Below are 6,000 nucleotides of genomic sequence, written 5' to 3'. Positions count from 1 at the left end.
TATAGGGAAATATCCACTTATAGAAATAGGGATATTTCCCTATAATGTAAAGGAAGTTATAGCGGTAATATTTAGTATATGCAATAGAATTAGTAATTTATATTACTCCAGTAATTTTTCAAAAGCGCTCCCTGTACTTCCATTTTTGATAACAAAAGTAGGACTATAGGGAAATATCCACTTATAGAAATAGGGATATTTCCTTATATTATAAAGGAAGTTATAGCGGTGATATGTGGTACATGCAATAGAATTAGTAATTTATATTACTCCAGTAATTTTTCAAAAGCGCCCCTTGTACTTCCATTTTTGATAACAAAAGTAGGACTGTAGGGAAATATCCACTTATAGAAATAGGGATATTTCTATATTATAAAGGAAGTTATAGTAATGACATCAGGACTATTTCATTGTAAATGAGACGATCTTTAAGATCTTTTGCATTAGCAAAGTTCATTTCAGTATCCATGTTATCCAATTTTAGGGTGCTATTTTTTGAATAAAATCTAGATTGTCAAACGAATTTATTATCATTTGACAGATGTTCCGAATGAGAAAGCTCACTACGGTGCGACAGGCCCTTCTTTAGGGATGGGAGTGTCAAATATATCACTCTAGTTATTTTCTAAAAGAATCCCTATATCGGTTCTGGTGCAAAAATGTTAGTTAGAAGCATAGAATAGCAATTTTCTCTACATTTCTATCCTATGAAGCTAAGCAAAACAATTTATGAATAAGTTCCTTCTGTTTTTGGACGGACTTGTCCGGTAAAACCACTTGTCCTTTCTTCATCATATGCATGGCTTCAACACCACACAATATAGAGATTGCTGTTTTAAATGATTTTAATCCTAACATAGAACGAACTCGCCTTTTAATAAACCGGTGGTCTTGTTCCACTATTATTGAGATATTTAACTTGCCTTAGTTGCATGCCTTCAGGCATAGGTTTTTCTTCTTTCAACTCTTGAATCGCTACAGGATAGGCTGGGTTCTTATCTACTGTTATCACGCGAGGTTTAGAAACATACGAAAAAGCTAAGGCTTTCTTGAAAAAGCGCTTGGCTGCTTGTTTATCTCTTGATTTACTTAGATAAAAATCAATGGTATTCCCCTCTGAATCGACTGCACGATATAAGTACACCCATTGCCCTTTTACTTTAATATAAGTTTCATCGACTCTCCACGAGTCATTTGTTGATTTAAGATGATGGCGTACTTTCTCTTCTAATTGAGATCCATATTGATGAACCCAACGCATAATGCTTGTATAAACCAGGGATAATCCCCGTTTCTCCATCATTTCCACCAAATCACGAAAACTTAAGTTGTACCGCAGGTACCATCTTACTGTTAATAAGATTAGTTTAGGCTGATAATGCTTCCATTTGAACAAATTTTCTTTTTCTATACCAATCACCCACCCTGTCTAGAGTAATAGTATCAGTATATCCAAGTTTTATAGATTTATTGTAATTATCTTGAAGTTTTTGCCCCAGAACCCCTATATCAATATTTAAGTTCACGAAATTAATAATATAGGGAAATATCCACCTATAGAAATAGGGAAATTTCTATATTACAAAGGGATTTATAGCGGTGATATTTAGTACATACAATAGAATCAGCAACTTATATCACGCCAATAATTTTTCAAAAAATGCTCCTATACCTCTGTTTCTGATAACAAGATCAGGATATAGGGAAATATCGACTTATAGAAATAGGGAAATTTCTATATTGTAAAGAAATTTATAGCGGTGGTATGTGGTACATGCAATAGAATCAGTAGCTTATATCACGCTAGTAATTTTTCAAAAAATGCTCCTATACCTCTGTTTCTGATAACAAGATCAGATATAGGGAAATATCTACTTATAGAAATAGGGAAATACCCATATTGTAAAGAGGTTTATAGCGGTGATATGTGGTACATGCAATAGAATCAGCAGCTTATATCACGCTAGTAATTTTTCAAAAAATGCTCCTATACCTCTGTTTCTGATAACAAGATCAGATATAGGGAAATATCTATATTATAAAGAAATTTATAGCGGTGATATGTGGTACATGCAATAGAATCAGCTGTGGATTTGAAATAAAGTCGCATCGAATAGAAAAAAAGATGTACCGTTTTGAAAAAAGATTAACTATTTATAAAAATTGCACCGTTGTATCCTTTTGTTTTACACATACCAGGAATAACAAGCATTAATCTCAATGGCTGCTTAGTCTTTTTAATACTGTCTACTTGACAGGGATAAGACCACCTAAAGGTCTTTTTTGTTAAGTGACAATAAAGTTGTTACATTTACAATAAAGTCGTTTAAAAACAAATAAAGTTTCTTTAAAAGACGGGATTGAATTGGGACTTTATTCCGTATTTTATTTTTTGATGTATAATAAAATTACAATATTACGATGTTTTATTAGTACAATGAAGGGCAGAAAGGGAGTGTGAATTTACTAATGGAGTTAAAACAAAATGTTGAAAAATGTGTGATTTTACTTCACGAAATTTACGGAATCAATCAACATATTCGATATTATGCAGATTATTTTTTTCAAAATGGTTATGATGTATACATACCAAATCTATTAGGGAAAGATGTACCATATTCTTATGAAAATGAAGAAGTAGCCTATCATAATTTTAATCAAAATATTGGATTTGATGCTGTACTTCAACAAATAAAGAAACTCATACGTGATGTTGAACAGTCTTATAATAAAATTCAGATTGTTGGTTTTAGTATAGGGGCAACTGTTGGTTGGCTATGTAGTGATGAGCCATCAATTCAAAAGGTAATTGGTTTTTATGGTTCTCGTATTAGACAATATATAGAAATTGAACCAAAAGCTGAAGTTGTTTTATTGTATGGCGATAAAGAAAAGTCCTTTGAACCAAAAGAATTGAAAAAAGTGTTAGAACAAAAAAGTAATGTGTTTATTGAAATTGTAGAAGCAGAGCATGGTTTTGCAGACCCTTTTTCTAGTAAGTATCAAGAAGAAATAACAAAACAAATTATTGAACGTTATTTATTATAAATGGGGGCTATGTTAAACGATGCGCTTTCCGAAATGAAACAACTTTATTATTCATTTAAATGAACGACAGCAACAAATAAAACGTATTTTTTATCAACTTTAAAACCACCTACTAAATTAACTTGTAGGTGGTTTTTGCATCTCTAAGTATATAATTAAACAATTTTAATATCTTTTCACATTTTTATTAATTAGAAATCAATCTCTTCGTTATCTTCTTCAGAAATACCACCAAGTACCACCTTAGCGTCAATAATTTTACCTTCTTGGGGTACAGGCTCTTCCATCTTTAAATCTTCCTGTTTCTGTGCGGGAACAAATCCATTAGTAAGTAGAAGATCCAATTTATTTTCAACTGTATCTAAGAGATTTAATCTCTGTTCTACAGTATCTAATTTCTGCAGTAGTTGCTCATAACGTTTTTTATTTTGTACCAGTTCAACAACAAATGTTGTTAATTGTCTACTATTAGCTTTTTCATTAAGAATCCTATATACATCTTCAGGCATATTATCAGCATGTAATGCCATTTTTCTACTTTTAGCCATTATCAGCACGTCCCTTTATTCTATGCTAATTGTCCCTTCATTTCATCAATTACTTTTAATTCTAATGCAGCTAGATTAATTGTACGTGAAGTTGGAGCAAATACCTCTTTTTCGCTATTTTGAATAATATCGTTCAAGAAGAAGTGATTGTTTTTAGCAGCCATTTCAGACATATGATTCAATAAAGCGAGACGGATGTATGGTTCTAAAACAGGTGCTTCGCCTCCGATATAAATGAATTTCAATACTGTATTCGTACTAGTTGGGATGAATATATCAAGAATTTTAGCAACTAAAATCCTTGCATATTCTTTCAATGCCTCTACAATTTCATTTGTAAAATCATATTGTTCACCAGTATTTTCATTCGATAGTACGTACTTTTGTACTTTATAATTATTGACTATAAATTTCTCTAATGTTCTTAGATCCTTAAAGTATTGAATCAATTTTTCTTTTCTAAAGCGTTCTAGGTATCCTAAGAATGGCTCAATATCGATAACTTGGAAAGAATCTCTGTGCTTAGGTGTAGTAAGTCCTTTACCTAATCGCACAGCATCTGTAGAACCGCCGCCAATGTCAGTTAAAACTACTTCATAATCATCAAACCTCTCAGATTCATATCGCTTTTCAATACTGATTACATTTGTATTCTGATCTTTTGAAACCATTTTATATTTTAAAGAATGTCTAGCAACTTCTGATTCATTTCTACATTTGGCTGAATTGACTTTAATAGTTAGTTCTTTCTCCATTCCTGGCGTTAACACTTTAACTTTATGTTCACCGATAAATCTTTCTTCCATTTTTTTATGGGCAATGCTAAATTTCTCTTCGCGTTTTAAAAGCCAAATTGGAAGCATCATACTCATGTGTTCAATTTCAACTTCATTATCTTCTTGCTCAGCGTTAAGGGCATGATAATATGCAATTGCTCCTAAAAAGCTTACGTATGGGATAGGACTATTAATTTTATCGTGCATCTTATTTACATGCGAGTTTGCCAACTGATTATCTTCAGCTAATTGCCCAACTAAATAGAAAGACTCTTCACCTTCGATTTCAGTGGAAATTAGTAATCTATCTAGTAAATCCTCTGGTCTAGAAATACGATCAACAAGTAAATCCTCAGATTGTTTCTTTGAAATTTTAACTACATTCGTTGCAAGTTCAATATAATAACCATCAACCATGAAATTATTAAAACTATTTCCGAAATCCGCTACTTTTCTTCCAATTTTCATTTATAATTCCTCCTTTATACATTAGGTACGACTTAAGTGCTACTTTTGATCATGCTTTAGCACATTTCATCAAAAATAAAAACATTTTAAATAATAAGTACGACTTGAATCGTACTTATTATTTAATGAACCCATATACTTAAAAAATTCAAAATAAACAAGGAAATACCTTCTTTCAAACGAATAAGACACATAACAGTTAGACGCCGACATGTCGGACATAAATGATGATGAATAACAGTAAAGCAACAACATGACCGACATAAATGATGATCAATAACAATGTAATGACAACATGACCGACATACATGATAATCAATAACAATGCAATGACAACATGTCGGACATCGATAATAACAAATAACGATGAGGGAGGACGATGGAATGGATAGGGAAGAACCGTATAAGAAGACATATTCCCTTGCAGATATAGCAAGAATGCTTGGGAAGCCACGGACAACTCTTCAGGCCTGGCGGGATCAATTTAAACCATATTTACCAACTGTCGCTGGGACGAAGGGGCGAACACTGAGATATGAACAGGAAGCATTAGAGTTGTTTAAATTAATTGCTAATATGAAGGATGCACAAGAGCCACCGGAAATAATAGAACAGATGTTAAAACAAAATGTTGATTATATTGTAGTAGAAGAGAGTGATGAAGACGACGAAATAACGAAGCCAATTATTCAGACGATGTATGAAAGTATGAAAGAGGTTTCTCTATATTTTCAAGAACAAAAAGCTATGAATATGGAACTTTTAAAGCGTATAGACCATTTAGAACAAACTAATCAAATGTTACTGAATAAGGTTGATGAACAACAAAAGAATATTGATGGGAAAATAAATAACAGAGATCAACAGCTATTAGAAGTAATTCGTGAAATACAAGAAACTAAGAAGTTAGTTGCATCTACTCAACAAGAAAAATCATGGTTTGCTAAATTATTTAAAAAATAACTTGAATAATACGTAAAAAGGTAGGGAAGCTTGTATGTTTTTGCAAGCTTCCCTACTTTTTTTATAAATTTGATATGTTTCCCCTTTAGGATAGAATACTATATTTATTAAATCTTGTTTAAAAAATAAAACCATTATAAACATTAGAATCTATTTTAGAGGTGTTAGGCTAACTGTATCAAGTGATTTAAGATTTT

The 6,000-nt window shown here is 31.8% G+C and carries 5 protein-coding genes; 2 read left to right on the top strand and 3 right to left on the bottom strand.

What is annotated here, in order from left to right:
* Positions 1-705: 705 nt before the first annotated feature.
* A protein-coding gene (locus tag KFD70_RS25400) for an IS6 family transposase (RefSeq protein ID WP_420792381.1) occupies positions 706-1,411 on the bottom strand; the annotation gives its coding sequence in 2 pieces (ribosomal slippage) (positions 706-901 and positions 900-1,411; 708 coding nt in all).
* A 1,058-nt stretch (positions 1,412-2,469) separates the two neighbouring features.
* Between KFD70_RS25400 and KFD70_RS25395 the strand changes: the two genes are divergently transcribed.
* Entirely contained in the window at positions 2,470-3,048 is a 579-nt protein-coding gene (locus KFD70_RS25395) for a dienelactone hydrolase family protein (RefSeq protein WP_336454079.1), read from the top strand.
* A 191-nt stretch (positions 3,049-3,239) separates the two neighbouring features.
* On the opposite strand, the gene KFD70_RS25390 is transcribed toward KFD70_RS25395, so the two are convergent.
* Together KFD70_RS25390 and KFD70_RS25385 are read right to left on the bottom strand one after the other, a co-directional pair.
* A complete protein-coding gene (locus KFD70_RS25390; RefSeq protein ID WP_336454080.1) occupies positions 3,240-3,596 on the bottom strand; it encodes a hypothetical protein in 357 nt (118 codons plus the stop codon).
* Between the two features lie 20 nt (positions 3,597-3,616).
* Positions 3,617-4,840 (bottom strand): Alp7A family actin-like protein, encoded by a 1,224-nt coding sequence (locus tag KFD70_RS25385; RefSeq protein ID WP_336454081.1) that lies wholly within the window; start codon positions 4,838-4,840, stop codon positions 3,617-3,619.
* Positions 4,841-5,224: 384 nt separating this feature from the next.
* On the opposite strand from KFD70_RS25385, the gene KFD70_RS25380 reads away from it, so the two are divergent.
* Positions 5,225-5,803 (top strand): DUF3967 domain-containing protein, encoded by a 579-nt coding sequence (locus tag KFD70_RS25380; RefSeq protein WP_336454082.1) that lies wholly within the window; start codon positions 5,225-5,227, stop codon positions 5,801-5,803.
* Positions 5,804-6,000 lie beyond the last annotated feature (197 nt).

The sequence above is a fragment of the Bacillus pfraonensis genome (assembly GCF_050768835.1).
Taxonomy (GTDB): domain Bacteria; phylum Bacillota; class Bacilli; order Bacillales; family Bacillaceae_G; genus Bacillus_A; species Bacillus_A pfraonensis.
This window is presented reverse-complemented; position numbering and strand designations above follow the sequence as displayed.